At 57.1% G+C, this 21,765-nt stretch carries 25 protein-coding genes and 1 tRNA gene; 15 read left to right on the top strand and 11 right to left on the bottom strand.

What is annotated here, in order from left to right:
• Window positions 1-55 precede the first annotated feature (55 nt).
• Entirely contained in the window at window positions 56-289 is a 234-nt protein-coding gene (locus BN4275_RS08905; protein ID WP_066456977.1) for a hypothetical protein, read from the top strand.
• A gap of 156 nt (window positions 290-445) precedes the next feature.
• Here the strand turns inward: BN4275_RS08905 and BN4275_RS08900 are convergent, their stop codons facing one another.
• Window positions 446-1,468, bottom strand: a complete 1,023-nt coding sequence (locus BN4275_RS08900) for a sugar kinase (RefSeq protein ID WP_066456975.1) — start codon at window positions 1,466-1,468, stop codon at window positions 446-448.
• Window positions 1,469-1,509: 41 nt separating this feature from the next.
• Window positions 1,510-2,478: a bifunctional 4-hydroxy-2-oxoglutarate aldolase/2-dehydro-3-deoxy-phosphogluconate aldolase gene (locus tag BN4275_RS08895; protein ID WP_066456965.1), complete on the bottom strand. Its 969-nt coding sequence runs from the start codon at window positions 2,476-2,478 to the stop codon at window positions 1,510-1,512.
• Between the two features lie 259 nt (window positions 2,479-2,737).
• On the opposite strand from BN4275_RS08895, the gene BN4275_RS08890 reads away from it, so the two are divergent.
• From BN4275_RS08890 to BN4275_RS17710, 4 genes are all read left to right on the top strand, one after another.
• On the top strand, window positions 2,738-3,508 hold the full coding sequence (locus tag BN4275_RS08890; RefSeq protein WP_066456962.1) for an IclR family transcriptional regulator: 771 nt from the start codon (window positions 2,738-2,740) through the stop codon (window positions 3,506-3,508).
• Between the two features lie 114 nt (window positions 3,509-3,622).
• Window positions 3,623-3,883 (top strand): sporulation transcriptional regulator SpoIIID, encoded by a 261-nt coding sequence (gene spoIIID / locus BN4275_RS08885; protein ID WP_066456960.1) that lies wholly within the window; start codon window positions 3,623-3,625, stop codon window positions 3,881-3,883.
• Window positions 3,884-4,106: 223 nt separating this feature from the next.
• Window positions 4,107-5,423 (top strand): cation:proton antiporter, encoded by a 1,317-nt coding sequence (locus BN4275_RS08880; protein ID WP_066456957.1) that lies wholly within the window; start codon window positions 4,107-4,109, stop codon window positions 5,421-5,423.
• A 104-nt stretch (window positions 5,424-5,527) separates the two neighbouring features.
• Window positions 5,528-5,962, top strand: a complete 435-nt coding sequence (locus tag BN4275_RS17710) for a hypothetical protein (protein WP_066456955.1) — start codon at window positions 5,528-5,530, stop codon at window positions 5,960-5,962.
• A 41-nt stretch (window positions 5,963-6,003) separates the two neighbouring features.
• Here BN4275_RS17710 and BN4275_RS08870 read toward each other — a convergent pair whose 3' ends face one another.
• The gene (locus BN4275_RS08870; protein ID WP_066460308.1) at window positions 6,004-7,395 is read right to left on the bottom strand and encodes an MATE family efflux transporter; all 1,392 of its coding nucleotides are present in this window, start codon (window positions 7,393-7,395) and stop codon (window positions 6,004-6,006) included.
• A 441-nt stretch (window positions 7,396-7,836) separates the two neighbouring features.
• Between BN4275_RS08870 and BN4275_RS08865 the strand changes: the two genes are divergently transcribed.
• Genes BN4275_RS08865 through BN4275_RS08845 form a run of 5 tightly spaced genes read left to right on the top strand, consistent with a single transcriptional unit; the run spans window position 7,837 to window position 13,233 of the window.
• Window positions 7,837-8,820, top strand: coding sequence for an ABC transporter permease (locus tag BN4275_RS08865; protein ID WP_066456953.1), 984 nt, complete (start codon window positions 7,837-7,839; stop codon window positions 8,818-8,820).
• Window positions 8,817-9,713, top strand: a complete 897-nt coding sequence (locus BN4275_RS08860; protein ID WP_066456951.1) for an ABC transporter permease — start codon at window positions 8,817-8,819, stop codon at window positions 9,711-9,713. The genes BN4275_RS08865 and BN4275_RS08860 overlap by 4 nt, the downstream gene beginning before the upstream one ends.
• A 24-nt stretch (window positions 9,714-9,737) precedes the next feature.
• A complete protein-coding gene (locus BN4275_RS08855; protein ID WP_066456945.1) occupies window positions 9,738-11,324 on the top strand; it encodes an ABC transporter substrate-binding protein in 1,587 nt (528 codons plus the stop codon).
• 27 nt (window positions 11,325-11,351) lie between these two features.
• Window positions 11,352-12,389, top strand: coding sequence for an ABC transporter ATP-binding protein (locus tag BN4275_RS08850; protein WP_066456942.1), 1,038 nt, complete (start codon window positions 11,352-11,354; stop codon window positions 12,387-12,389).
• Entirely contained in the window at window positions 12,382-13,233 is an 852-nt protein-coding gene (locus BN4275_RS08845; protein ID WP_242863622.1) for an ATP-binding cassette domain-containing protein, read from the top strand. The genes BN4275_RS08850 and BN4275_RS08845 overlap by 8 nt, the downstream gene beginning before the upstream one ends.
• A gap of 50 nt (window positions 13,234-13,283) precedes the next feature.
• Here the strand turns inward: BN4275_RS08845 and BN4275_RS08840 are convergent, their stop codons facing one another.
• Window positions 13,284-14,351, bottom strand: coding sequence for a tetratricopeptide repeat-containing glycosyltransferase family 2 protein (locus BN4275_RS08840; protein WP_066456936.1), 1,068 nt, complete (start codon window positions 14,349-14,351; stop codon window positions 13,284-13,286).
• Window positions 14,352-14,512: 161 nt separating this feature from the next.
• On the opposite strand from BN4275_RS08840, the gene BN4275_RS08835 reads away from it, so the two are divergent.
• Window positions 14,513-15,343: a zinc finger domain-containing protein gene (locus BN4275_RS08835; RefSeq protein ID WP_066456933.1), complete on the top strand. Its 831-nt coding sequence runs from the start codon at window positions 14,513-14,515 to the stop codon at window positions 15,341-15,343.
• Window positions 15,344-15,387: 44 nt separating this feature from the next.
• On the opposite strand, the gene BN4275_RS08830 is transcribed toward BN4275_RS08835, so the two are convergent.
• Both BN4275_RS08830 and BN4275_RS08825 read right to left on the bottom strand, forming a co-directional pair.
• A tRNA-Arg gene (locus BN4275_RS08830) sits at window positions 15,388-15,464 on the bottom strand.
• Window positions 15,465-15,523: 59 nt separating this feature from the next.
• Window positions 15,524-15,760, bottom strand: a complete 237-nt coding sequence (locus BN4275_RS08825; protein WP_242863620.1) for a helix-turn-helix domain-containing protein — start codon at window positions 15,758-15,760, stop codon at window positions 15,524-15,526.
• Between the two features lie 120 nt (window positions 15,761-15,880).
• On the opposite strand from BN4275_RS08825, the gene BN4275_RS08820 reads away from it, so the two are divergent.
• The 3 genes from BN4275_RS08820 to BN4275_RS08810 all read left to right on the top strand — a co-directional run bounded on the left by BN4275_RS08820 (window position 15,881) and on the right by BN4275_RS08810 (window position 18,154).
• Window positions 15,881-16,069 (top strand): hypothetical protein, encoded by a 189-nt coding sequence (locus BN4275_RS08820; protein ID WP_066456930.1) that lies wholly within the window; start codon window positions 15,881-15,883, stop codon window positions 16,067-16,069.
• Window positions 16,070-16,319: 250 nt separating this feature from the next.
• Entirely contained in the window at window positions 16,320-16,742 is a 423-nt protein-coding gene (locus tag BN4275_RS08815; protein WP_066456927.1) for a bis(5'-nucleosyl)-tetraphosphatase, read from the top strand.
• 41 nt (window positions 16,743-16,783) lie between these two features.
• Entirely contained in the window at window positions 16,784-18,154 is a 1,371-nt protein-coding gene (locus BN4275_RS08810; RefSeq protein WP_066456924.1) for a TrkH family potassium uptake protein, read from the top strand.
• A gap of 419 nt (window positions 18,155-18,573) precedes the next feature.
• Here the strand turns inward: BN4275_RS08810 and BN4275_RS08805 are convergent, their stop codons facing one another.
• A complete protein-coding gene (locus tag BN4275_RS08805; RefSeq protein WP_066456919.1) occupies window positions 18,574-18,759 on the bottom strand; it encodes a hypothetical protein in 186 nt (61 codons plus the stop codon).
• Window positions 18,760-18,965: 206 nt separating this feature from the next.
• Here BN4275_RS08805 and BN4275_RS08800 point away from each other — a divergent pair, with 206 nt between their 5' ends.
• Complete coding sequence (locus BN4275_RS08800) at window positions 18,966-19,829, top strand: pyridoxamine kinase (RefSeq protein WP_066456917.1); 864 nt, start codon at window positions 18,966-18,968, stop codon at window positions 19,827-19,829.
• A gap of 56 nt (window positions 19,830-19,885) precedes the next feature.
• On the opposite strand, the gene BN4275_RS08795 is transcribed toward BN4275_RS08800, so the two are convergent.
• The 4 genes from BN4275_RS08795 to BN4275_RS08785 form a co-directional block, all read right to left on the bottom strand.
• On the bottom strand, window positions 19,886-20,482 hold the full coding sequence (locus tag BN4275_RS08795; protein WP_066456915.1) for a hypothetical protein: 597 nt from the start codon (window positions 20,480-20,482) through the stop codon (window positions 19,886-19,888).
• Entirely contained in the window at window positions 20,463-20,624 is a 162-nt protein-coding gene (locus tag BN4275_RS17305) for a hypothetical protein (RefSeq protein WP_154018866.1), read from the bottom strand. The genes BN4275_RS08795 and BN4275_RS17305 overlap by 20 nt, the downstream gene beginning before the upstream one ends.
• Window positions 20,625-20,835: 211 nt before the next feature.
• A complete protein-coding gene (rpsT, locus tag BN4275_RS08790; RefSeq protein ID WP_066456913.1) occupies window positions 20,836-21,099 on the bottom strand; it encodes a 30S ribosomal protein S20 in 264 nt (87 codons plus the stop codon).
• Window positions 21,100-21,269: 170 nt separating this feature from the next.
• Window positions 21,270-21,740, bottom strand: coding sequence for a hypothetical protein (locus BN4275_RS08785; protein WP_066456911.1), 471 nt, complete (start codon window positions 21,738-21,740; stop codon window positions 21,270-21,272).
• Window positions 21,741-21,765: the final 25 nt, after the last annotated feature.

The following is a 21,765-nucleotide window of genomic DNA, read 5'->3' as shown; positions in this document are numbered from 1 at the left end:
GCTCCAGTCGGTGGGAAGTGAATGGACGCGCTGGCTAAAACGAAAGGGGCATGTTATGGGGAAAAGAGGGACAGGTTCTGTTTTCTGCCTGATTGCGGCAATCCTGTTTTCGACACGATATCTTGCAGCGGCAATCTTTATGTCGGGCGTCTCCTCCTGGAATGCGGCCCTGTTTGCGGCAGGACTGGAATATGTGGGAACCCCGCTGCTCGTCTTGAGCGCCCTTAGCCTCATTGTGGGGGGCGGATACCTCGTCTGGGCGGAGATTGACCGGCGGGACCAAAAGTAAAGCTTTCTATAGATGGCCGTCCCCAAGGGACGGCCATATTTTTTGTCTGAAGCAAATGCCTGGAATATTCAATGGGAGCCGCCGCGTGCTTGGCCACGCGGCGGCTCCCATTGGTTTAAAGTGGGTTATAAGAAAATGGTGAAGGGTAAACGGTAATTATCTCTGAACACGGCCGGAACCGTCGCCGCCAGCCAGCTTCGCAACCTCGTCGACCGAAACCATGTTCAGGTCGCCTTCGATCGTGTGCTTCAGGCAGGAAGCCGCAACCGCGAACTCGATGGTCTTCTGGGAATCGAAGCCCTGCAGGCAGCTGTAGATGAGGCCTGCGCCGAAGCTGTCGCCGCCGCCGACGCGGTCGACGATCTTCATGTTGTATTCTTTGGAGAAATAGTAGTCCTTGCCGTCAAACAGCATACCGGCCCAGTTGTTCTCGCTGGCCGAGATGGAGGTGCGCAGGGTGATGGCGACCTTCTGGAAACCGAAGGTATCAGCCAGCTTCTTAGCGACGTCCTTGTAGCCTTCATGGTTCAGTTTGCCGCCATAGATATCGGTGTTGGCAGCTTCAATGCCGAAAACGTCTTTGGCATCCTCTTCGTTCGCGATGCAGACATCCACGAATTTGACCAGCTCGGCCATGGTTTTGCCGGCCTGCTCGCGGGTCCAGAGGTTCTTGCGGTAGTTGAGGTCGCAGGAGATGGTGATACCTTTCGCTTTCGCGGCTTTGCAGGCGTCCAGGCAGATGTCGGCGACATTCTGGCCCAGCGCCGGGGTGATGCCGGTGAAGTGGAACCACTCGACGCCTTCAAAGATCTGATCCCAGTTGAAGTCCTCCTTGGACGCGGTCGCAATCGCGGAACCGGCGCGGTCGTAGACGACTTTGGACGGACGCTGGGAAGCGCCCTTTTCAAGGAAGTAGATGCCGACACGGTTGCCGCCGCGGACAATCTTCGAGGTGTCGACGCCGAACTCGCGCAGCTTGTTGACAGCCGCCTGTCCAATCTCGTGCTTCGGAAGCTTTGTGACAAACGCCACATCGAGGCCGAAGTTTGCCAGAGAAACCGCGACGTTTGCTTCGCCGCCGCCGTAGGTTGCGCCGAGGGTCTGCGCCTGAACGAATCTATAGTAGCCTTCCGGAGCCAGCCGGAGCATGATTTCACCAAATGTAATAATTTTACCCATTTTGTAATCCTCCTATGATCATTCTTGCTCTTGCAATCTGCTTATTTCTTCTTCTGGACAAGGTGAACCGCAAAGCCCGCGATTTCGTTCTTGAAGTAGATAGCGGCAAGGTTGCCCTTCGCATCCTTCTTCGCGGTGCTCTCATCGAACGCAAAGCCGCGGCTTTCGAGATAGGCGACAGCGCGGGAGATATGGTTGGTCGCAATTGCGATGTGGCCGTTTTTGCCGAGATATGGGGTCTTCATGACCTCGACATACTTGTCGGCAAAGACCGAGGAATTGCCAACCTTGGCGGCAAAGCCGAACATTGCCTCAAAAAGTTTGGCGGTCTCAACCGCTTCCGCTTCGTTGGCGGCGTTGATGCCGATATGAGCCAGCTCAAAGCCGAGCATCACATGGACGGCCTGTTTGGCGAGGCGGGTGATCTCATCGAATTTTCCGTCGTTGATGAGGTCGGCCTTAACCATCCAGCTGCCGCCGCAGCAGAGGATCTTTTCAAAACCGAGGTAGTCGCCGAGATTTTTCTCGTTGACACCGCCGGTCGGCATGAACTTGAGGTTCGGATACGGGGCGGAAATCGCCTTGATGTAGGCAAGGCCGCCCGCCTGCTCCGCCGGGAAGAACTTGACCACGTCAAGGCCGAGCTCGATGGCGGCTTCAATATCGGAAGGATTGGCGCAGCCGGGGGTTACCGGGATGCCCTTCTCGATGCAGTAGGCGACAACCTTCGGGTTGAGGCCCGGGGAAACGATGAATTTCGCACCGGCGGCGATCGCGCGATCAACCTGCTCGGTGGTCAGGACGGTGCCGGCGCCGACGAGGACGTCCGGGACTTCCTTCGCGATGCGGCGGATTGCTTCCTCACCCTGCGCGGTGCGGAAAGTGACCTCGGCGCAGGGCAGGCCGCCCTCTTTGAGGGCTTTGGCAAGCGGAACCGCTTTTTCGACATCGTCGATCTTGATGACAGGAACGATACCGATCTGGGAAAGCTTCTTCAGGATTTCGTTCATTACTCTTCACCTCATAAAATCATTACGTCGCTAGTTTCACAATACGAAACTCGGTTCCGCATTGCGGTCGATACTTTTATTATACCGATTCTGTCCCGCAATGCAAGGGTTTTTTTAAAAAATTCCTGCTAAAAATTTCGCCAAAAAACCTTGCTTTTTTTTGCGTTATGGATACAATTAAAGATAAACCATGAAACTGAGTACCACATTATGAAACCGCCTCGGATTGATCCCCTTCCCGCAGGCAGAAAGGACCGCCATGGAAAATCAAAGCCCGGTGCAATCCCTCGACCGCGCCTTCGATCTCATCGAACGGCTCTCCCTCAATCCGGACGGCATGCTCCTCATGGAGCTCTCCACCGCGTCCGGTTTGCATAAAAGCACGGTCCACCGCCTGCTTTCCGCGCTCATCTCGCTCGGCTATGTGCGCAAGGACGAAAGCTCAAACCGTTACCGGCTGACGCTCAAACTGTTTGAGCTGTCCGGCCGGGTTGTGGACAACATCGATGTGCTCGAAATCGCCAAACCCCACATCGAGCAGCTCAGGAATCACACTCAGGAAGCCATCCACCTCGTGGTGCGCGAGGGCGCCGACATCGTCTACATCCACAAGGCGGAAAGCAAGCAGTCCTCCATCCGCATGTTCTCCCGCATCGGCATGCGCCGCCCGATGTACTGTACCGCGGTGGGCAAAAGCATCATGGCCACCATGACCGACGACGAGGTCATCCGCATCTGGGAGAAGAGCGACGTGAAGCCCTACACCGAACACACCATTGTGGATTTGGGTTCGCTCTTCCGGGAGCTCGACACCATCCGGCGCTGCGGCTACGCGCTTGACAACGAGGAAAACGAGCTCGGCGTGCGCTGCATCGGCGCCGCGATCCTCGACTACACCGGCCGCGGGCGGGCCGCGCTGAGCATCTCGGCTCCGCTCGCCCGGATGACCGACGCGCGGGTTGAGGAGCTTTCCGCCGAAATCCTGGCGACCCGGACGGCAATTTCCACCGAGCTTGGCTATAAATTTTAAAAAGTGATCCGCGCGCGGCTTTCAAAAGCCGCGCGCAACTTGATTCTCTGCGTTCTGAACAGCCGGACGCCTGCATATAGATGAAGCAGACACAAATGCAGGGGAGGCTTCATCTTGAAAGGATTGCCGGAAGAACGCGCCATCACATTCGCGCATTATATCATTGACAATAACACCACGGTCCGCGCCACCGCAAAAGAATTCCATATCAGCAAATCCACGGTACACAAGGATGTAACCGACCGGCTGAAAAAGATCAATCCCATGATCTACGCCGAGGTCAAGGAAGTGTTGGAGCGCAACAAATCGGAACGTCATATCCGCGGCGGAATCGCCACGAAGGAAAAATACGCGCGGATCAAATCGCGCGTTTAACCGGAACGGACGCTGCGGCGTCCGTCCTTTTTAGCGCTTCCCTGGATCTATTTTTTACATTTTCTTGCAGAAAATGCAGGATTCAATGTATTATTTCACAAAATAATCGCGCTTTTATTTGTATATTTTAACAAATCACCTCTTGCTTCCTGAAAGAAATGAGTCTATACTTTTCAGTTGGAAAATGAAAAGGAAAAGACATTTCTAAAAGGAGGTAATTTTTGTGGAGTCCTATCACTTCTTATTTGACATCGGACTCATCCTGGTGTCCACCAAGCTGCTTGGCCTTTTAACCAAACGGTTTTCGATGCCCCAGGTAGTCGGGGCGCTCATCGCCGGACTCATCCTTGGACCCGCCTTTCTCGGGGTCCTGCATGAAACGGAGTTTCTCGATCAGGTGGCGGAAATCGGCGTAATCGTGCTGATGTTCACCGCCGGTCTGGAAACCGATATCCGCGAGCTCAAAAAATCCGGCAAGGCGTCCTTTGTCATCGCCCTGTGCGGTGTGCTTGTGCCGCTCGCCGGAGGCTTTCTGCTCGCACATTTCTTCAACGCCGGGCCCGACGCCTTTTTGCAGAACCTGTTCATCGGCGTCATCCTGACCGCCACCTCAGTGAGCATCTCGGTCGAAACGCTCAAGGAGATGGGCAAGCTCTCCACCCGTTCGGGCAACGCTATCCTCGGCGCGGCTCTCATCGATGATATCCTCGGCATCGTCGCGCTCACGCTTATCACCAGCGTGGCGGACAAATCGATTAACCTGGGCGTTGTCTGCCTGAAGATTTTGCTCTTCTTTGCGGCGAGCCTTGTGGCAGGCGTCCTGTTTCACAAGCTCGTCCAAAAGTGGACTACCAATCCCTACGGAGACAAACGCCGCTATGTCATCATCTCGTTCGCTTTCTGCCTTTTCTTCGCGTATGTCGCGGAGGCGGTCTTCGGCGTGGCGGATATCACCGGCGCGTATATCGCGGGGCTCATCCTTTCCAACACCACCCGCGTCACCTTTATCGCCTCGAAATTTGAAACCGTTTCCTATATGCTGCTTTCGCCGGTATTCTTCGCAAGCATCGGCACCAAGGTCGTACTGCCTCAGATGTCCGGTTCGATTGTTCTTTTCTCGGTGCTGCTGATGGCGATCGCCGTGCTCACCAAAGTGCTGGGCTGCGGTTTCGGCGCGAAGCTCTGTCATTACAGCAGAGATGACTGCGTGCGCATCGGCGTAGGCATGATCTCCCGCGGAGAGGTCGCCTTGATTGTCGCGTCGAAGGGGATTGCCTCCGGCATGATGAAGGAGGAATTCTTCGGCCCGGTCATCATCATGGTGGTTGCGACCACCGTGATTACCCCGATCCTTCTGAAGCTTGTCTATCGCAAGGAATCCGACGCCTACGGCGATCTGGTTGCGAGCCCGCTGGTCGATCAGTATGAGGAAGTCAAGGACTTCGATCTGGCCTCCCAGACGATGCTCAACATTCACCACAACCTCATCGAAAAAGGCCGGGAAAAACAGATTGACACCCAGCCTCCGAAACAAGCTTAGAAAAAATGCCGCCGGGTAACCCCTAGCGGCATTTTTTACCGAACTTCCCGCGTGGACAGGCCTCACCTGAGATGATAGAATGGTAAAAAGGAAGGAGGCCATCGATGGAACACACCTATTTTTTCCGGCCGCTTCACTGGAGCGCGGCCGGTACCTACTATGACGAAAACGGGACGGCATTCCCGCTGGCCGGGAAGGTACAGGTCCGGCGGGACGAAGACGGCTGGACGCTCGGCGGCTACCTGGAGGTGGCTTTTCCGAAGCCGGTACGCTTCACAAACGATTACATCATCCGCGAAACCGGACGCGCGGGAACCCTGGCGTGGGAATCGGTGAATCCCGCGCTCGGAACCCTGCGCGGGACTTTTGAGATCGTCGGAGAGTGCATTGTTTCCAGTTATGTTTCGGACGACGGCATCTTCAGCGGTACCGAAACGCTCCGGCAGCTCGATGAGTCCACCTACGAGAACGTAGGCGTTTCCTTTCAGGGCCGAAAACGCATGTCCGCATGGACTGCCCTGATCAAAGCCACGCCATAAGAAAAGAGGACCGCTTCGCGGTCCTCTTTTTATGCGGTTTTTTATGGCAGTTCAGGGCCCTGCGGCTCTCTTGGGCCTTCGGGCGCGGGACCGTGGTTCAAAAGCTGATGGTATTTGGCGATGAACAGCACGATACAGGTACAGGCGGCCAGAATGTCCGAAACCGGCTCTGCGATGATGACGCCGAGGGTCTTCGGTTCAATAAACTGCGGCAGCAGCAGCACAAGCGGTATAAGCAGAATCAGCTTGCGAAGCACTGCGATAAAGATCGAAACCTTTGCCTGTCCAAGCGCGATGAACACCTGCTGGAAAGCGAGCTGGAATCCGAAGATCAGCATGCCGAGGAAGAAGATCCGCATACAGGATGCGGTCAGCGCGGCGAGTTCGGGTTCGCCTGTGAAAATCGCAATCGGCCACTGCGGGAAAAAAATGCAGACTGTCCAAAGCACAACCGAAAATCCCACGCAGAAGATGGTCATAAACTTGATGGCGGATTTGACCCGTTCATGATCGCCCGATCCGTAGTTATAGCTGATGATCGGCTGAGTACCCTGTGCAAAGCCCTGCACCGGCATCATGAAAAACTGCATGATACTGCTCATGATGACCATCGCGCCCACATAGAGGTCGCCGCCGTATGCGGCGAGCGACTTGTTGAAGGCAATCTGGATGAGGCTTTCGGTACTCTGCATGATAAACGGCGACATCCCCAGCGCGATCGCACTCCCCGCGATCTGCGGGTTGATACGCAGATATTTTTTCTTAAGGCGCAGGTTTGAACGTTTCGAGGTGATGAACCGGATGACCCAGATCGCCGAAACGGTCTGCGACAGAATCGTGGCGAGCGCCGCGCCGCGCACACCCATGCCGAACACAAAGATGAAGATCGGGTCGAGGATGATGTTGAGCGCCGCACCGATACAGACGGTTGCCATCGAGGTGTTTGCGAAACCCTGCGCCGAGATGAACTGGTTCATACCGAGCGCGATCTGCACGCTGATGGTGCCGATCAGATAAATGCCCAGATAGCTGGAAGCATACGGCAGCGTGTCGGGGCTTGCGCCGAACAGGATGAGCAGCGGGTCCTTGACGACCAGCAGTACGCCTGTAAGCATGACCGCAGCCAGGCAAAGCATGAAAAAGCAGTTGCCCATCATCTCCTCCGCCTTGTCCTTGTTGCCTTCCCCCATCTTGATCGATGCGAGCGGCGCGCCGCCGAACCCGATGAGCGCCGCGAACGCGGAAACGATAATGATGATTGGGAAAGTGACGCCCACGCCGGTGAGGGCGATGGTGCCGTCGCCCGGCATGCGGCTGATGTACATGCGGTCGACCATATTATAGAGTGCGTTGATGAGCTGCGCGGCGATTGCCGGAGCGGAGAGCGACAAAATCAGTTTTGGGATGCTCTCATGGGCAAAGCGCGCGTCCATATCCTTTCTGGCCAAGGATAAAACCTCCTTCTGCGTTTTGCAGTACTTTCTTCATTGCATTAAATAGTTATTATACACAATCAGCACCGCAACAGCAACCGAAATTTGTAAACAAACTGTGTCCGCCAAAAGGTTTGGGCAACCTGCCTGGCTGCATCCCGCGGTTGACAAATCCGTCCGTGCCCGGTATACTAAAAACCGGCGGCCATCCCTTTGAAAAGGCCGGCTGCGGCAGGCCAGGAAGGCGTGCCGCAAACGCGCAGAAGCGCGTCCCTGTGCATCGGATGCCTGCCGCTTTCGTTTTTCCCATCCGCACGACCATGACTGTACTATATTGGAATATTTGGAATCACGAAGATTTCATGCGCGCCCGTGAATGGACGCGCGGAAGTTTCCGTGTTTTTTTATGCGCAAAAACACACAGGAAAGGAGGGGTCCTCGATGCGCCGCACCATTTTTCGTCTTTGCAGGCGGCTTGCCGTTTTTTTGTTCGCGCTGCTGGCGCTTTCGGCCTTCACCTTCTTTCTTTCCCGGCTCGCGCCCGGCGACCCGCTCAAGAGCTTTTACGGCGAGAGCGTCGAGCGGATGAGCCTCTCCGAGCAGGTCGCGGCCCGGACACGGCTGGGGCTCGACGCGCCGCTGCCGGTTCAGTATGGACGCTGGCTTTCGGCCGCGCTGCATGGGGAGTTCGGCATCTCGCTCAAATATAAGCAGCCGGCAGCGCCGGTCATCGCGGGTTTTCTGCCGAACACGCTGCTGTTGGGCGGGCTCTCCTATCTGCTGACCTTCGCGCTGGCGGTGCCGCTTGGCGTGTTCTGCTGCCTGCGGGAGGATTCCCTCGCCGACCGGATCATCTGCAAGGTGGGAACCATCACCGGCTGCATCCCGTCCTTTTGGATCGCGCTGGTGCTGATTCTCATCTTCAGCGTAAACCTCAGGCTGCTGCCCTCGAGCGGCGCTTACGCAATGGGACAGCCGGATGATCTTTTCAGCCGGCTGCGGCATCTTGTGCTGCCGCTTGTCGTCATGGTACTCGGGCATCTGTGGTACTACGCCTATCTGGTGCGCAACAAGCTGCTCGACGAGGCGCGCAAAAGCTATGTTCTGCTCTGCAAAGCGCGCGGGCTCACCAACCGGCGGATTGTCTGGGCGCACTGCCTGCGGGGTATCCTGCCGTCGCTCTTCAGCATCATGGCGGTTTCGGTGCCGCATATTCTGGGCGGGACCTATGTGGTCGAAAAGGTCTTTTCCTATCCGGGCCTTGGCACCCTCTGCTTTGAAAGCGCAAAATATCACGACTATAACCTTTTGATGCTCCTGAGCCTCATGACCGGCGCGGTGGTGATCGCGTCCGGGATGCTTGCGCAGGCGCTCAGCGAGCGGATCGACGCGCGCATGGTGCGGGAAGGGGACGCTGACGCATGAGGGACGATCTTTTCCGTGTGGTAGGCGCCGGATGGCGCCAGCCCGTTTTGGTTTCCGCCGCTCCCACGCGCAAAAAAAGCTTCCCATGGCTTTCGGCAGTGCTTCTCGGGCTTATCCTGTCCGGCTGTGTCTTTGCGGATCTGCTTCGCGCGGGTGACCCGGGCTACCTTGACCTTGTGAACGCGGGACATGCGCCCTGCGCCGGCTTCCCCTTTGGCACCGACCTGCTCGGACGCGACCTGTTCGCGATGATCTGGCACGGAGGCCGGGTTTCGCTGACGGTAGGGCTGCTGGCCGCCGCCATCGCAACCGGACTGGCAGTCGTCTACGGAAGCGTGAGCGGCCTTGCGGGCGAAAAACTTGACGCGCTGCTTATGCGGGCCTGTGAACTGCTGCTGAGCGTGCCGTCCATCCTGCTGGTCATTTTTCTGCAGGCGATTGCGGGCCAGGCAAACCCCGTCCGGATCGCCTGCGTCATCGGCGCGACCAGCTGGATGAATATGGCCAAGGTGGTGCGCAGCGAAGTGCGCCAGCTCTCGCAGAGCGACTACATCCTCGCGGCGCGCGCCATGAACGGCAGCTTCTGGCATGTCCTGCGGCGGCATCTCGTTCCAAATTTCATCCCGTCGATCATGTTCATGGCGGTCACCGCAATCGGCTCTGCCATTGGCACCGAATCAACCCTGTCGTTTCTCGGCATCGGCCTGCCGCCTGAAGCGGTTTCATGGGGCAGCCTTCTCTCCCAGGCGGATCAGGCGCTTCTCTCGAACCAGTGGTGGCTCATCCTGATCCCCGGTATCTTCCTCGTGGTTACGCTCGTCTGCATCACCGACCTTGGCAACCATATCCGCCGCGAAGCAAGCCGCGGATGCAGCAACCTCACCCCCGATTGACATTTTGAAAGGAAGTACGCTTCAATGAAACGTCTCTATAAACCGCTCGCCCTGCTCCTTGGCTGCCTGCTCATCCTGAGCGGCTGCGGCGCACCGGCCGCTTCCGGCAGCTCCGCCGCCCCCGCGGCCTCAAATCCCGGTGCTTCTGCGCCCGCGCCATCCACCCTCGTCTACGGCAGCGGCGACTATACCGCCATCAATCCCGCGCTCTATGAACACGGTGAAATCAACCTGCTTCTCTTCTCCGGGCTCACCGCGCACGGCCAGGATAATCAGATTGTGCCCGCGCTGGCCGAAAGCTGGGACTATGACGAAAGTTCCAGCACCTATACTTTCCATCTGCGCGATGGGGTCAAATGGCACGACGGCGAGCCGCTCACCTCCGCCGATGTAAAGTTTACTCTGGAAGCGATTATGGACCCGCAGAATGCCTCGGAGATCGCCTCGAACTATGAGGAAATCGCTTCGATCGAAACGCCGGATGACCGGACGGTAAAGATCTCGCTCACAGCGCCGAACGTCGCGATGCTCGATTATCTGACCATCGGCATCCTGCCGGCCCACCTGCTCGAAGGCAGGGATCTTATCACCGACCCGTTCAACCAGGCGCCGGTCGGCACCGGGCCCTACAAGCTCACCGCATGGGACATGGGACAGAGCATCACGCTCGAAAAGAATCCGGATTACTTCGGCGGGCAGCCGCAGATTGACACCATCATTTTTAAGATCGTGCCGGACACCAAGGCCCGGGCGCTCCAACTACTGTCCGGCGAGCTTGACCTCGCGCAGATCGTCCCGCATGACAAGGCCCAATTCGACGGCAATGATCAATTCACCGTCTACGATATGAAAACCGCCGACTACCGCGGCATCCTCTATAATTTCGCAAACCCGCTTTTCCGGGATCACCGGGAACTGCCCGCCGTGCTCAGCTACGCCATTGACCGCCAGCCGATCATCGACAGCGTCCTCATGGGCTACGGGCAGATCGCCTATTCGCCGCTGCAGGCCGGTCCGTATCTGAATCCGGGCATTGAAAAATACGATTACAATCCCACAAAAGCAAAGGAACAGCTCGAACAAGCGGGCTGGGAAACCGGCGCGGACGGGATCTATGAAAAGAACGGCATCCGCCTCGCCTTTGCGATCAACTGCGGCGAAGGCGACCAGGTGCGCATCGATATGGCGAAGATCTGCGCGCAACAGCTGCGGGAGATCGGAGCGGATGTAACCGTGGCGGTGAACGCCCAGACCGACTGGGCGAACCAGGAGGCCTATCTCATCGGATGGGGCAGCCCGTTCGATCCGGACGACCACACCTACAAAGTATTCGGCACTCAAAAAGGTTCCAACTTCAGCGCCTATTCCAACGGCGAAGTTGACCGGCTGCTGACCGAGGCGCGTGAAACAGACGACGATGCAAAGCGCAAAGCGTTCTACAACGAATTCCAGGAAGTGCTGGCGGCCGACCCCGCCTACACCTTCATCGCTTATGTCGACGCAATTTACGCCTGCGACAGCCGCCTTCAGGGGATCACGCCGGACACAGTGCTCGGCCATCACGGGGTGGGCATCTTCTGGAATGTGGCAAGCTGGACTTTTGAAAAATGAAACCAGCCTGGCGAAAGGGGTTTTGGGATGTCCGCCCTGCTCGAAATCGAAGATCTGCAAATCGAATTTGAAACCGATTCGTCCCCCATCCATGCGGTGCGGGGCGTTTCGCTGCGCCTTGCGGCGGGAGAAACGCTCGCCGTTGTGGGCGAATCCGGCGCGGGCAAATCCGCCCTCTGCAAAAGCATCCTGCGTATTTTGCCCGCAAAGGGACACATCACCGGCGGAAGCATCCGTTTTGACGGGCGGGATCTGCTCGCGCTTGCTGCAAAAGAGATGCGCGGGCTGCGCGGCGGCCAGATTGCGATGATTCTGCAGGACCCCGCGACCAGCCTGGACCCGACCCGCACCATCGGAATGCAGATTTGCGAAACCATCCGCCTGCATGAGCGCATAAGCCGCAAGGCGGCGGCCGAACGCGCCGAAAGCCTGCTTCGGATGGCCGGGATTGATGCGCCGCGGGAGCGCCTGCGCCAGTATCCGCATCAGCTCTCGGGCGGGCAGCGGCAGCGGGCGGTCATCGCGATGGCCCTCTGCTGCAGGCCGCGGCTGCTGCTTGCGGACGAACCGACCACCGCGCTTGACGCGACCGTGCAGGCGCAGATCCTTTCCCTCCTGAAAACCCTGCAAAAGGAGACCGGCGCGGCCATCCTGCTCGTGACCCACGACCTTTTGGCCGCGGCGCGGCTCGCCCATCGGACAGCGGTCATGTACGCGGGCCGGGTGGTGGAAACCGGTACGGCGGCCGAAGTTTTCGGAGATCCGCGCCATCCCTACACATGGGGACTGATGTCCGCGCTGCCCGCCTTCGCAAAAAACTGCGGTCAGCTGCGCTGCATCCCCGGCGCGCCACCTGATCTGCGCGAGCCGCCCAGGGGGGACCCCTTCGCGCCGCGCAATCCCTACGCGCTCGCGATCGACTACGAGGAGGAGCCCCCGCTTTTCCACCTTGGCGGCGAACATTACGCGGCGAGCTGGCTTTGCGATCCGCGCGCGCCAGAAATTTCGGCTCCGATACGGCTGCATTGTCATGCGGGAGTCACGGGGGGTGAAGCGGGTGAGTGAGCCGATCCTGGAAGCCCGGGGGCTGACCCAGGACTTTCCGCTTGGGCGCGGCGGGAAAATCCGCGCGCTCGACGACGTTTCTCTTGCGATTGTGCCGGGCGAGTTTTTCGGGCTTGTGGGGGAATCCGGCGCGGGCAAATCCACCCTTGGGCGGTGTTTTCTCGGGCTTCGCCGCCCAGACGCGGGAGAGCTTCTCTTTCAGGGGCATCCTGTGGTCTCAGCCGCGGACCAAAAAAGGCTGCGGCAGGCCGCCGGAATGATCTTCCAGGACCCTGCCGCCGCAATGAATCCGCGCATGCCTGTATTCGAGATCGTTGCGGAACCGCTGCGCATTGCAAAGGCCGCGTCCGGCGCGGCCTTGCGCGCGCGGGTTTCGGGCCTGCTCATGCAGGTGGGGCTGGATGAGGGATTTCTTGCCCGCTATCCTGGCGAGCTTTCCGGAGGACAGCAGCAACGGGTCTGCATCGCGCGGGCCCTGGCCTGCGATCCACTGCTGCTCGTGGCGGATGAGCCGGTCGCCTCGCTCGATGTTTCCGCGGCCGCGCAGATCGCAAACCTGCTCATGGAACTGCGCCGGAGACGAAAACTCGCCTGCCTTTTCATCTCGCACGACCTTTCGATGGTGCGGCATCTCTGCGACCGCATCGGCGTACTTTGGCGCGGACGGCTGGTCGAAGCGGCTCCCGCGGCCGAACTCTGCGGCAACCCGCGCCACCCTTACACCATGGCGCTGCTCGCGGCGTCCGCCTGCGGATGCTCCGCGATAAAGCCGCTGCCGGACCGCCAGCCGCCGGACGGCGGCTGCCTGCGGGAAATTTCGCCGGGACATTTTGTGCTGCAATAGAAAAAGAGGCCGCTGCAAAAAGCAGCGGCCTCTTTTTCTGATGGCGCGGTTCAGTTTTTTGCAAAGTAGGCGCGGTTATAAAGAACCGAAGGGTCATCCGGCTTATAGCTTCCAGCGCGTTCGTTATACGCCTTTGCCTTTTCCCGGTCCCCGAGACGGTCATAACAGATGCAGAGCTGGATACACGGCAGGTATCCGTAACAGTCGGGGCTGACAAAGCCGCCCGTGCGGTCGTCCCGTTCCCGCGTGAGCGCGAGCTCATACCAAAAGACGGCTGTGGGATAATCCCCCCGCTCGAAAAAGCACCGGCCGATTTCGCAGCAGAGTTCGGCGCGCGGCGCGGCGTAAGCCATTGCGCCAAGCAGCGCCCGCAGCGCGCCGTCCGCGTCCCCCAGAGCGCTTTTGCACCATGCGATACACCGGCAGGCCTCCAGCTGGTTTTCGATCCAGCCCTCCGGCTGCCTGAGGAAGGCTTCCAGCTCCCGCACCGCGTCGTCATACCGGGCGTTATAGTAAAGCTCCCGTGCGTAGTAGAACCGTTCACGCGGGACGAGCGATCTTCCCCTGGCAAGCATCGATTCGTAGATGCGCAGGTTGCGCAGCGGATCACCCGCGCGCTCTTTTTTATGGGTCACCGCGATTTCAGCGTATTCGACCCTGCCGCGCGGAGCGATCGCCTCATGCACCGCGCCTTCCCAACGAAAGTCCGCATGATTTTTCAAAATCCGTTCCCGGTAATAGGAAAAGGTCGGTTCCCCGTCCTGGCCAAAAGCGGTATTGTAACGCAGCATCACCACATCCACCGCAGGGTCAAGGGTTTGCTTGAGGCGAAGCAGCGCGTCGCGGTCACCAGGGAGAAGCAAATCGTCCGCATCAAGCCACATGCAGTACTGCATGCCCGCCTTCTCAAAGGCGAAATTGCGCGCCGCGGCAAAATCGTCGATCCATTCGAAGTCGTAGATCCGTGCGCCATGCGCTTTGGCAATCTCCCTGGTCCGGTCGGTGCTGCCGGTATCCACGACGATTATCTCATCTGCCGCCGTCCCGACGCTTTCCAGGCACCGCCCAAGCACCACCTCCTCATTCTTTACAATCATACATAGGCTGATGGTTATCATAAAAAATCCATATCTCCTTCAAAGGCAATCTTTCCCTGGACATTTTATGCGGCGCTCCATGGGAAAGTGCCTTGACAAGCTTCCGGCTTTCCCCTACCATGGGAAATATGACAGGCTGTTGTCAGGTAAATGGTGATATATTTTTCATGGAGGTGGGAACCATGCTTGAAATTCCGGAGAGCCGCCGTCTGGCAAAGCAGCTCGCACAGACCTTTACCGGCAAAACCATCGTCAGGGTTTGGGCGAACGCCTCGCCGCACCGGTTCGCTTTTTTTAACGGCGACCCGGCGGATTATCCCGCCCTGCTCGAAGGCAGATCCGTCACCAGCGCGGTTTCACTGGCCGGACAGGTGGAGCTTGCCCTGGAGCAGATGCGGCTGCTCTTTGGCGACGGGGTCAACCTGCGAATGCTTTCTCCCGGTGAGCGCCGTCCGGCCAAACATCAGCTGCTGGTCGAATTTTCAGACGGCTTTGGTTTTTACGGCACCGTTTCGATGTACGGCGGCCTGTGGGCTTTTCGCGAAGGGGAAAACAACAATCCTTATTATCTCGCCGCAAAGGAAAAACCCTCCCCGCTCACCGCAGCGTTTGACGCGGATTACTTCGCGGGCATCTGGCAGGCGGCCAAGCCAACCCTCAGCGTCAAAGCGCTGCTCGCGGCCGAACAGCGCATTCCGGGCCTTGGGAACGGGGTTTTACAGGATATCCTGTTCGCGGCGCGGCTCAACCCGCAAAGCCATGTCGGCGCGCTCGATAGAACCGACCGCGACCGGTTATTTTCCTGCGTGCGGCAGGTGCTGCGCGAGATGACCGAAGCAGGCGGCCGCGACACCGAACGCGGCCTGTTTGGTGAACCGGGCTGCTATCATACGAAAATGTCCGCCAAAAATTATCCGGGGTTCTGCCCAGTCTGCGGCGCGCCGGTCGTGCGCAAAGCATTTCTCGGCGGAAACGTCTATTTCTGCCCCAAATGCCAGCCGGTACAAAAATGATAAACGAAAAGCCCGTCCGCCAATTGGCGGACGGGCTTTTTATTTGGCGCGCCCGAGGGGATTCGAACCTCCGACCTACCGCTTAGGAGGCGGTCGCTCTATCCGACTGAGCTACGGGCGCAAAAAATGGTGTCAACCCACGCTGACACCATAATAGTATAATTCGGCTGGACGATTTTGTCAATCGTCATCGAAGTCGATAAGTTTATGAGCTGGAACGCCTAGCGCGGTGGCGATGTCAAACAGCGAGTCCATCGTGATGGCCCGCGCGACATTCGGCGCTTCAATCTGGCTGATAAACGATGTGTCCTTGTCGAGTTTCGCGGCCAGTTGCTGCTGAGTCATACCGGTAAGCTTCCGGTAATAGGAAATTTTCAGGCCCATTTTGATGTAATTGTCCCGATAGATGAATTTCAATCAGATCAACTCCCCTAATAATCTTACCGATTGGAGTTGATTTATTATATTATTTGTGATATCCTATATAGGATATCACAAATAATATATATTGTTTTCCATATAGAAAGGAGTCAGATTATGGCAGATTACAAAAAAATGTACCTGCAATTGTTTCATACTTACACCGACGCGCTGGGTGAAATCCGGAAACTATACGAAATTCTCTACCTGCTCGAACGGCGGTTTCAGGACGCGCAGGCCGCCGCCGAAGAAATTTTCCTTGAGACCGACGGTCAGCCGCCCGAAACGGCAAATAAAACCGAATGACCGCATCTGCCACAGCAAGGGATACGCACCGGAAGGGCCGGCGCGTATCCCTTTTCTCTTTGCGGCTTTTGGGAATCGAAAATTTATACTTTTAAATCAGCCCGGATCGTGTTATATTAATAACTGTATATTCCGGTGCCGGCTGAAGGCCCGGAACAGCGCCAACGCAAAAAACCGAACGCCCGGCGCTGCCCCAAAAGCTGCATGGCGCGCATTCGGCGCCATGAAAAGAGAGGACTGTTGCATTTTTATGATCCGTGAAAAATCCTGCGGAGCGCTTGTCTACCGCAAAAAACAGGATAAAATCGAACTGCTGCTCATCAAACACCGCTGCGGCGGGCACTGGTCGTTTCCAAAAGGCCATGTCGAGGCGGGCGAAAACGAGCTGCAGACCGCCCTGCGTGAAATCAAAGAAGAAACCGGGCTGGACGTCGATCTGCTGGATGGGTTCCGGCAGAGTGTCGAATATTTTCCCAAACCCCATGTAAAAAAGCAGGTGGTGTACTTTCTGGGGCATCCCGGCGCCGACGACACGGTCACCCGTCAGGAGGAGGAGATCAGCGAATACCGATGGTGCCCGCTGGAAGACGCCGACGACATGGTGACCTTCAAAAACGACAAAAACCTCATCCGGGAGGCAAAGCGCTTTTTAAGCGTTAAAAACACCATCTGACCATCTTGTAAAACCGCATCAATGAAAGACAGGCGATTGCATTGGACCGTCGTGCTCCAAAACTGAAAAAGCTGTTCGCATTCCCCGCGCGGATCATTGCGGCCAGCTTCGCCGCGGTCATCCTGGTCGGGACATTGCTTTTGATGCTCCCGCTTTCCAGCCGGGAAGGGATCGTTACGCCATTCCTGGACTGCCTTTTTACCGCGACTTCCGCCACCTGTGTGACCGGACTTATCATCTACGACACCTATACCCACTGGTCGCCGTTCGGCCAGTGCGTAATCCTTATGCTGATCCAGATCGGCGGGCTCGGCCTCGTGACCTTCACCACCTTTTTCAACCTGCTTATCGGCAAAAAACTGGGCCTGCGCGGGATGCATCTGGCCGAAGAATCGGTGGCTTCGTTTGGGGACGACATCAAGGGGCTTATCCGGATTGTCATCCTCACCGCGCTGGTCGTGGAAACGGCGGGAGCGCTGCTGCTCATGCCGACTTTTACCGCTGAATATGGCCCGCGCGGTATTTTCATCGCAATTTTCCTTTCCGTCTCCGCCTTCTGCAACGCCGGATTCGATATCCTTGGCCGGCAGGAGCCGTTCATCAGCCTCTGCAACTACAATGGGAATCCGGTGGTCATTGGAACCATCGGGATGCTCATCATCTTCGGCGGGATCGGCTTCATCGTCATCCATGACCTGCTTCAATACGGCAGAACAAAAAAGCTCACCCTGCACACCCGGATCGTTGTTGCGGTCACCGGGATTTTGCTTGTGCTCGGCACGCTGATGACCATTCTCTGCGAGTGGAACAACCCCGCGACCATCGGCGCGCTGCCCAGCTTCTGGCAGAAACTGGGGGCATCCTGGTTCCATTCGGTTTCCTGCCGTACGGCGGGCTTTAACAGCGTGCCAATCGACGGGATGTACGACATCACAAAAATCCTATCCTCGGTGCTGATGTTCTTCGGCGCCGCGCCCGGCTCGACCGGCGGCGGCATCAAGTGCACCACGGTGGCGGTTATTTTCATGACCGTCTACTGCGTGATCCGCGGCGATGAGGATACGGTTATCTTTGGACGCCGGGTCGGGCGGCAGGCCGTCTATAAATCGATGGCCGTTATGATTCTCGGCATTCTGGCTGTTACGGTCACTTCCGGCTGCATCGTCTCAACCATGCAGGACACCCACGCGATTTCCGGCGTCGACGCACTGTTTGAAAGCGTTTCGGCCTTTGCGACCGTGGGACTTTCGGCCGGCGTATCCGGCGTCGCGGGCACGCTGCCAAAGCTGCTCCTGCTGTTTTCGATGTATATCGGCAGGCTTGGGCCGGTTTCCTTCTTCCTTTCCCTTGCGATGCGGCCCAAAAACAACCGTCGCGAAGTCCTCCCCGAAGGCAAGATCCAGATCGGCTAATCGCGCGCCACGGGGAGCCGACTCCGAAGGCCGCCTTAGATTTCGAGACCTGGATCACAAGCGCTCCCAACGCATGGTCCTCTCAAGACTGACGGCAACGCGTATGCGGCCCGCAGGGCCGCATCATAAATCGATTTGTCCGCTTTGCGCGCAGCGCATTTTCGCAAGGCTGCGAAAATTTGTCCCGCGCGTCATTGCGAAGCGCGCGCGGCACACTTCGTCTTGTCTAAGCAGATTGGGCGCGATCTTTGCCGTAGGCAACGAAATTGCGCCCACGGGGCCGCGGGGTGTCCCCGCGCGTGTTCTTTCCCCCTTTCTTACACGGGCAAGAAAGGGGGCCGCCGCAGGCAATCCCAGGCGCGCGAAGAGCACAAAAAAAGAACCGTCCGCAAGGCGGGCAGTCCTTTTTCCGGGTGCGTTCAGTGCATCATATACTCGACGCTGTCAAGTACGGTTCCAAGCGTTTTGATCGCCTTGGATGCGTTGCGCTTGAGTTTTTTTCCGGTGTTCGCCTTGCCGTGGTTGGCCAGCATATAAGCCGCTGTTCCCGCTGCCATCGCAACTGCCACACCGGTAACCGCTGTGGTTGTCGTTTTGTTCATCATTTTGCATTCCACCTCCCATTTCGTTACGCGATCTCTCGCGGTAATAGCTTTCCCCAAAAAAGATCGAAACAATCGAGCGGGATTTTGGAAAATCGATTGGATTGCACAGTACGATTTTCAACAGATAATAATAAATTAAAATTTGAAAACTATCCATTTTCAACAGTCTGACGTTGAAAATGTGGAAAAATGGAGCGTGTTGCCCTATGATGAACCGGCCAGCCAGAGTCGCAGCAATCCACGGCCTCGCGGGCTTCGGCAGAAGCTCGCTCGCGGTCGTGATTCCAACCTTGTCCGCAATGGGCATACAGGTCTGTCCCATCCCCACCGCCGTCCTTTCCACCCACACCGGGGGGCTCGGCGACGTGGAATACCGCGATCTGACCGATTACATCCGGCCCTGTGTCGAGCATTATAAGCGGCTTGGCCTGGAATTTGAGGGGATCTATTCCGGGTTTCTTTCAAATGCTTCGCAGGCGGATGATATGCAGGCATTCATCGCCGCCTATCCCGAAGCGCTCGCGGTTGTGGACCCGGTCATGGGCGACCATGGGAAAACCTACCGCACCTGCACGCCCGCACTGGTCGATCACATGCGGGAACTGGTAAAGTCCGCTTCGGTTATCACTCCGAATCTGACCGAAGCATACATCCTTTTGAATGAGCCGTACAGCCACGAGCCGCTCACCCGGCAGCGGCTCAAAAGCATGCTTGCGCGGCTGGCGGAACAAGGACCCCGCTATGTGGTGGTCACCGGCGCGGAGCTTGCTTCGGGAGGATGCGCCAATACCGGCTACGACCGCGACCAGAACGCCTACTGGTGCGTACCGTACGACTATGTTCCGACCTCCTATCCGGGGACGGGTGATATTTTCGCATCGGTGCTCACCGGCTCGATGATCACCGGCGACAGCTTCCCGATGGCAATGGCGCGTGCATCCGCATTTGTTGAACTGGCGATCAAGGCGACCTTCAGCTACGGCACCGACACCCGTTACGGTGTGATGCTGGAAAAATGCCTGGCCTGGCTCACCCACCGCGAGGTTTTGAAAAACTATCAGCTGCTGTAAAACAAAAAATCCTGTCCCTATGAAAAGGGCCGGCGGAAAAGTAAAAGAGACGGACGTCAGTTGACGTCCGCCTCTTTTATTTCATTCGATCTTTCCAGCTGTGCGGCAGGACCTTCCTGCGGCGCACACTCCTCGGCCGGATGGTCCTTCTGGAACCGGTCGGCCAAAGCTTTCCCTTTGGTTATGAGATCCGCATAGGTATTGGAACGGAAAACCCACGGATTTTCCTCCCGAAAGGTGATATTGAGCATCAGTACAGGCACAACCCGTGCATTGCGGGAAAAACCCATCCTGCCATTTCCCCGGTCAAGGTTCAGCGAAATGTTGGTGACCGTATCCCACGCCGCGTCCATTTCAAACCATGCGGTATGATAGACCATGCCGCGCTCATAGACATCCAGCCGGTTTTTCACGCTCAGCGCCAGCGGAACCGAATAGACCAGCGCAATCACCGGGATGACCAGCGGCAGATAGATACGCAGCGCGCCGATATCCGAAGAGAACACCCCATTTGCATACCAGGAATAAAAAAAGAATACAGAGAGCACCACACAGGCGGCCGCGCGAAAGAGGGGGCCAAACGGCTTGGCTTTGATTGTATCGCACAACGCGCCGTAATCATGTTTTTTCTGTTTAGGCGAGTCCACAGTCATTATAATCCTTCCATTTCTCACGATAGGCCTTTTCACTGGCATAATGATAGATATAGTAGCCCGCGGTGACGCAGAGCACTAGGATCGCAACGGCGAATGGTACAATCAGCGAAAACAGAGACGCGGATTTCTCATGCTCCATTCAGGATACCTCCTTTGCAATTGGATCAGGCTGCACACAGCAGCCGGTCATTTTGACCGCAACTGGTAGCTATCCCCTATCATACAGGAAAAGAGCCAAGCCGTCAAGGAAGAGCCGCCGCCAAAAACAGGATTTTTCGATAACAAAATAACACCGTCACCGAAGTGACAGTGTTACATTCCAAAGAGGGGAAGGTTCGCCCAGCCGACGCTTACTTGGAAGCGGCAGCGAGCTTCTTCATCAGCGCGGACTTTTTGTGCGCGGCTGTATTCTTGTGCATGATGTTTTTGGCCGCGGCCTGATCCACCTTTTTGATGGCGGCCTTGATCGCATCGGCGCTGTCAGCTGCTTTAGCGGCTACGGCGGCGTCGGCCTTTTTCAGGACGGTCTTCAGGTTGGACTTCACGACTTTATTCTGAAGCGCCTTCTTCTTGGCAACAAGCACTCTCTTCTTCGCAGACTTAATGTTCGGCATAGGTTACACCTCCTTGACCTTACTAGACAGTACAAGTTATGATAGCATCTTTTTTTCCAAAAAGCAATACCCCGCTGCAATTTTTTGCGAAAAAAACGCAAAAAAAGCAGCGGGGCGGCCAAGGCGGATCGGCCCGGCTTTGAAAAGCCGGCAAGCCCCGTCTTGCGGGCTCAGCGGAACATCAGGTAGACATAGACTGTTCCGTCATCATTGAGATGCGCGACCCGGTTATAAACCGCTTGTTCACTCGAAAGAACGGTGATACCAGTCTCCTCCATAAAAACCCCCTGGGAGGCCCCCTGCGTTGAAACAAACGCGGAATAGACCGCCATATTTCCGCTGCTTCCGATCGTCTGGACGATATTCTGGCTGACTGCAAAAATGATGCCGAATGCGGGCTGAAATCCCAGTTCAATCAACCGGCTGGAGCTTCCGTCCCCGGTGTAGGTCCCGATGAGCGGCACCGCATGGTTCCAGACGTTGCGTTCGTTCTCCGTCAGGTGGGACACCGCGTCCGCCAAATGATTGCCCATGGCCGCGTCAAGCTTCAGGTTGTCCGCATTGAAATCCGCCATTTTAGGCTTGTCCGTTCCGAGCCACTGATTCAGCGCGAGATGTTCTGTACTGTTGGTGCTGGGCATGCAAAACTCCTTTCCAGTCGGCGGC

It is taken from the genome of Anaerotruncus rubiinfantis (genome assembly GCF_900078395.1).
Classification (GTDB): Bacteria; Bacillota; Clostridia; order Oscillospirales; family Ruminococcaceae; genus Anaerotruncus; species Anaerotruncus rubiinfantis.
The sequence above is the reverse complement of the archived record's forward strand: the minus strand, read 5'-3'. Positions and strand labels throughout refer to the sequence as shown.

Coding starts and splice junctions, on each gene's coding strand:
- BN4275_RS08870 (WP_066460308.1), bottom strand. CDS start 7,395: ATGGACGCGCGCTTTGCCCATGAGAGCATCCCAAAACTGATTTTGTCG.
- BN4275_RS08840 (WP_066456936.1), bottom strand. CDS start 14,351: ATGATAACCATCAGCCTATGTATGATTGTAAAGAATGAGGAGGTGGTG.
- BN4275_RS08905 (WP_066456977.1), top strand. CDS start 56: ATGGGGAAAAGAGGGACAGGTTCTGTTTTCTGCCTGATTGCGGCAATC.
- BN4275_RS08815 (WP_066456927.1), top strand. CDS start 16,320: ATGATCCGTGAAAAATCCTGCGGAGCGCTTGTCTACCGCAAAAAACAG.
- BN4275_RS08865 (WP_066456953.1), top strand. CDS start 7,837: ATGCGCCGCACCATTTTTCGTCTTTGCAGGCGGCTTGCCGTTTTTTTG.
- BN4275_RS17305 (WP_154018866.1), bottom strand. CDS start 20,624: ATGGAGCATGAGAAATCCGCGTCTCTGTTTTCGCTGATTGTACCATTC.
- BN4275_RS08785 (WP_066456911.1), bottom strand. CDS start 21,740: ATGCCCAGCACCAACAGTACAGAACATCTCGCGCTGAATCAGTGGCTC.
- BN4275_RS08860 (WP_066456951.1), top strand. CDS start 8,817: ATGAGGGACGATCTTTTCCGTGTGGTAGGCGCCGGATGGCGCCAGCCC.
- BN4275_RS17710 (WP_066456955.1), top strand. CDS start 5,528: ATGGAACACACCTATTTTTTCCGGCCGCTTCACTGGAGCGCGGCCGGT.
- rpsT (WP_066456913.1), bottom strand. CDS start 21,099: ATGCCGAACATTAAGTCTGCGAAGAAGAGAGTGCTTGTTGCCAAGAAG.
- BN4275_RS08855 (WP_066456945.1), top strand. CDS start 9,738: ATGAAACGTCTCTATAAACCGCTCGCCCTGCTCCTTGGCTGCCTGCTC.
- BN4275_RS08890 (WP_066456962.1), top strand. CDS start 2,738: ATGGAAAATCAAAGCCCGGTGCAATCCCTCGACCGCGCCTTCGATCTC.
- BN4275_RS08895 (WP_066456965.1), bottom strand. CDS start 2,478: ATGAACGAAATCCTGAAGAAGCTTTCCCAGATCGGTATCGTTCCTGTC.
- BN4275_RS08850 (WP_066456942.1), top strand. CDS start 11,352: ATGTCCGCCCTGCTCGAAATCGAAGATCTGCAAATCGAATTTGAAACC.
- BN4275_RS08820 (WP_066456930.1), top strand. CDS start 15,881: ATGGCAGATTACAAAAAAATGTACCTGCAATTGTTTCATACTTACACC.
- BN4275_RS08795 (WP_066456915.1), bottom strand. CDS start 20,482: ATGACTGTGGACTCGCCTAAACAGAAAAAACATGATTACGGCGCGTTG.
- BN4275_RS08900 (WP_066456975.1), bottom strand. CDS start 1,468: ATGGGTAAAATTATTACATTTGGTGAAATCATGCTCCGGCTGGCTCCG.
- BN4275_RS08800 (WP_066456917.1), top strand. CDS start 18,966: ATGATGAACCGGCCAGCCAGAGTCGCAGCAATCCACGGCCTCGCGGGC.
- BN4275_RS08805 (WP_066456919.1), bottom strand. CDS start 18,759: ATGATGAACAAAACGACAACCACAGCGGTTACCGGTGTGGCAGTTGCG.
- BN4275_RS08835 (WP_066456933.1), top strand. CDS start 14,513: ATGCTTGAAATTCCGGAGAGCCGCCGTCTGGCAAAGCAGCTCGCACAG.